Origin of the sequence: Streptomyces sp. DvalAA-14 (assembly GCF_900091855.1) — a bacterium.
Classification (GTDB): Bacteria; Actinomycetota; Actinomycetes; order Streptomycetales; family Streptomycetaceae; genus Actinacidiphila.
In genome coordinates this window covers 1-3,914 of sequence record NZ_FMCH01000136.1, presented here as the reverse complement: position 1 = coordinate 3,914, position 3,914 = coordinate 1, and the positions used below count along the sequence as shown (strand labels likewise).

4 protein-coding genes are annotated in these 3,914 nt (G+C 73.8%); all 4 read right to left on the bottom strand.

The window, feature by feature from the left end:
- Window positions 1–1,123 (bottom strand): hypothetical protein (locus tag GA0115240_RS06370; RefSeq protein ID WP_093735676.1); only part of this gene is annotated, 1,123 nt, incomplete at its 3' end.
- 220 nt (window positions 1,124–1,343) lie between these two features.
- Entirely contained in the window at window positions 1,344–2,033 is a 690-nt protein-coding gene (locus GA0115240_RS06365; RefSeq protein ID WP_093735675.1) for an SDR family oxidoreductase, read from the bottom strand.
- On the bottom strand, window positions 2,030–2,572 hold the full coding sequence (locus GA0115240_RS06360; RefSeq protein WP_093735674.1) for an LOG family protein: 543 nt from the start codon (window positions 2,570–2,572) through the stop codon (window positions 2,030–2,032). The genes GA0115240_RS06365 and GA0115240_RS06360 overlap by 4 nt, the downstream gene beginning before the upstream one ends.
- Window positions 2,569–3,717 carry a tRNA 2-thiouridine(34) synthase MnmA gene (gene mnmA, locus GA0115240_RS06355; RefSeq protein ID WP_256069578.1) on the bottom strand — a complete coding sequence of 383 codons (1,149 nt, stop codon included), beginning with the start codon at window positions 3,715–3,717 and terminating at the stop codon, window positions 2,569–2,571. Before mnmA ends, GA0115240_RS06360 begins: the two co-directional genes overlap by 4 nt.
- Window positions 3,718–3,914: the final 197 nt, after the last annotated feature.

The window sequence follows — 3,914 nt, the reverse complement described above, 5'->3', positions numbered from 1 at the left end:
AGCGGAATGAGCAGCGGGAAGCCCGGCAGCAGGAAGCGGGCGCGGGCGATGAAGACGCCGTGGCGAAGCCGAGCACGGCCAGCAGGGCGCCGCTGAACAGCAGCAGCGGCAGCGGCTGGCGCTGGGCCAGGCACACCGCGTACAGCGCGAACGAGACGACCACCACCACGGTCACCACCACGTACGCCACCGGTACGTCCACGCCGCGGCGGCCCAGGAAGACCCAGCGGATGCGGCGCAGCAGGTAGCCGCCCTTGCTGAACTTGTTCCCCCACGCGTCCTGGACCGCGAAGTAGCCGTCCGAGCGGTGCAGCCGCACCCCCACCCAGACCACGAAGGAGAACCAGCCGGCCGGCGCGAGCGCCGCGCCGAGCACGGGCCGCCACACCGGCCGCCACCAGCGCTCGCCCTCGGCCCGGCCGCGCAGCCCCTGGACCGCCGCGACCAGGGCGGTGAGCGAGATCGCGGCGGCGATGGCCACCCCGGTGGGCCGGGTCAGTCCGGCGAGCGCCGCGAACAGCCCGGACCTGACCCAGTGCCGGGACAGCGCGGTGTGCAGGGCGGCGGCGCACAGCGCGGTGAACAGCGCCTCGGTGTAGGCCATGTTCTCGACCAGCGCGTGCGGCAGGCACCCCCACAGCACGGCGAGCACGGTCCCGGTCCTGCGGCCTTCGAGCCGGTTGCCGATCAGGAAGATCAGCCAGGCGGCCGCGAAAGCCGCGGCCATGCCGACCAGCCAGGACGACTTGGGGAGGCCCAGGGGCAGCACGGCGTGCGCGGCGCGGCACAGCGCCGGGTAGAGCGGGAAGAAGGCGAGGTCGCTCGCCGGGTGCCAGCTGTGCGGAACGCCGGTGACCGAGTGGTCGTAGCCGTGCGCGGCGATCATCTGGTACCAGCGGGAGTCCCAGGAGCCGTAGAGCACCGTGCCGGGCGACACTCCGCGGCGTTTGGCCAGGTAGTAGAGCAGCGCGATGCCGAGCAGGCGCGCGGCGCCGTAGCCGAGCAGGGCGGGGCCGGCGAGCCGCAACGCGTCCCCGGTACGGCCGCGGAAGCCGCCGCGGCCGAGGCCGCTGTCCTGGCCGGTGTCCTGCGGCCGGGCGGCGCCTGCGCTGGCTGAGGCCATGGTCGGTCCGCTCCCTGCATCGTGGTGGGGGCGCGGACGACCCTACGATCCAGGGGCGGACGAACAGCTCAGCACGGTCCGGGCCGCGGCGAGATGCACACGGTCGGGTGACGGGGGTACGGCCGTTCCGCCCGCGGCCGGAACGGCCGGAACGGCCGGATGCCTGGTGCGGCGCCCGATGCGGCGCCTGATGCGAGGCCCGATGTGAGACCCGGTGTGATCAGCGGCCCGGTCGGACCCGCAGGTCGGTGATCTCCGCGTCCCGCGGCAGGTCCAGTGCGGTCAGCACGGTGGTGGCCACCGACTCCGGGTCGATCCAGCGGGCCGCGTCGTAGACCTTGCCCTCCTGCTGGTGGACCTTCTGCTGCATGGGCGTGGCGGTACGGCCGGGGTAGACCGTCGTCACCCGTACGCCGTGGTCGTGCTCCTCGGCCCGCAGCGAGTCGGCCAGCGCCCGCAGTCCGTGCTTGCTCGCGGCGTACGCGGACCACTCGGCGGCGGCGGACAGGCCCGAGCCGGAGTTGACCATGACCACGTGGCCGTGGGAGAGCCGCAGCTGCGGCAGCATCAGCCGGGTCAGCTCGGCCGGGCCGATCAGATTCACCGAGAGCGTCTCGTGCCAGACCTTCGGGGTGAGGTCGCCGACCGCGCCCAGCTCGACCATGCCCGCGCTGTGCACCAGCGAGTCCAGCCGGTCCGGCGGGGACTGGTGGCCCAGCGCCCAGGACAGCCGGGACGGCTCACCCAGGTCGCCGACCAGGGTCAGCGCGCCGGGAAAACGTTCCGCCAGCTGCTTGGCGCGGCCGGCGTCCCTGGCCAGCAGCCACAGTTCGTCACCCCGCTCCAGCAGCCGGCGGGCCAGCGCGGCTCCTATGCCCGAACCGGCGCCGGTGATGAGGTGGACGCTCACGCATGCTCCTGGAGGTAGTTCGTCAGATAGGTCAGCGCCGCGCGGCCGTCCTCGGCGAAGAAGACCAGCTCGGACAGCGGCAGCGGCAAGAAGCCCTCCGCCTCCATCCGGCGGAACTGCTGCCCCAGCCCGTCGTAGAAGCCGGCGGTGTTGAGCAGGACCACGGGCTTGCTGTGCAGCCCGTGCTTCTTGAGTTCCAGGATCTCGGTGGCCTCGTCGAGGGTGCCGGTACCGCCGACCATGATCACGATCGCGTCGGAGCGCAGCAGCAGCTCGGCCTTGCGGTGGGCCAGATCGCGGGCGATCACCATCTCGTCGGCGTTCGGCCGGGCCACGTGGTGCAGGAACTCGACCGAGACCCCGACCAGCCGGCCGCCGGCCTCCTGGGCGCCGTCCGCGACGACCTTCATCAGGCCGGCGTCGGAACCGCCCCACACCAGGGTGTGGCCTCCCTCACCGATCAGCCGGCCGAACTCCCGGACCGGGACGGTGTACTGATCGCTGAGCTCGGCAGCGGACAGGAACACACCTATGTTCATACGGCCACCGGTGCCGGGGCCGGGGCCGCGCGGTGCGTGGTGGCGATCGTCGCGGAGCCGACCACCCGGGTGCCGTCGTAGAGCACCACGGCCTGGCCGGGGGCGATGCCGCGCACCGGCTCGGTGAAGGCGACGTGCAGCTCGCCGCCCCGCAGCTCGGCGGTCACCGCGACGTCCTCGCCGTGGGCACGCAACTGCGCGGTGTACGCGGCCCGGCCCTGCGGCGGGGTGCCGCACCAGCGGGGGCGGATCGCGGTGAGCGCGGTCACGTCCAGCGCCTGCGCGGGGCCGACGGTCACGGTGTTGTCCACCGGGGAGATGTCCAGCACGTAGCGGGGCTTGCCGTCGTCGGCGGGGACGCCGATCCGCAGGCCCTTGCGCTGGCCGATGGTGAAGCCGTACGCGCCGCTGTGGGTGCCGACGCGGGCGCCGTCCTGGTCGAGGATCGCGCCCTCCTCGGTGCCGAGGTGCTTGGCGAGGAAGCCCTGGGTGTCGCCGTCGGCGATGAAGCAGATGTCGTGGCTGTCGGGCTTGCGGGCCACCGCGAGGCCGCGGCGCTCGGCCTCGGCGCGGATGTCGCCCTTGGTGGTGCGGGTGTCACCGAGCGGGAACATCGCGTGGGCGAGCTGCCGCTCGTCCAGCACGCCGAGGACGTAGGACTGGTCCTTGGCGGCGTCGCTGGCCCGGTGCAGTTCGCGGCTGCCGTCCGGGTTGGTCACCACGGCGGCGTAGTGGCCGGTGCAGACCGCGTCGAAGCCGAGGGCCAGGGCCTTGTCGAGCAGCGCGGCGAACTTGATCTTCTCGTTGCAGCGCAGGCAGGGGTTCGGGGTGCGGCCGGCCGCGTACTCGGCGACGAAGTCGTCGACCACGTCGGCGCGGAAACGGTCCGCCAGGTCCCACACGTAGTAGGGGATGCCGATCACGTCGGCGGCGCGCTGGGCGTCCCGGGAGTCCTCTACGGTGCAGCAGCCGCGGGCGCCGGTGCGGAAGCTCTGGGGGTTCGCGGACAGCGCGAGGTGGACGCCGGTCACGTCGTGCCCGGCCTCGACCGCGCGGGCGGCCGCCACCGCGGAGTCCACTCCGCCGCTCATCGCGGCCAGCACGCGTAGCCGCTGGCGCGGCAGCTGATTCGCCTTTTCCGTCACCCGAACAGGATAACGGCGCCCCCCGCCGTCCCTCACCGCCCTTTTCCCGGGGGTGGACCCCGGGCCGCCGCCCGGAGCCGCCGCCCGCGCCCGGGCCTCGGGCTCGACGCCTCTCCGCGGGCACGCCGTGGCCGGTCGCGCCGTTCCCCGCGCCCCTGGCGGGGCGCTCCCTCCCCCGCCCAGCCACCGCACCCCGA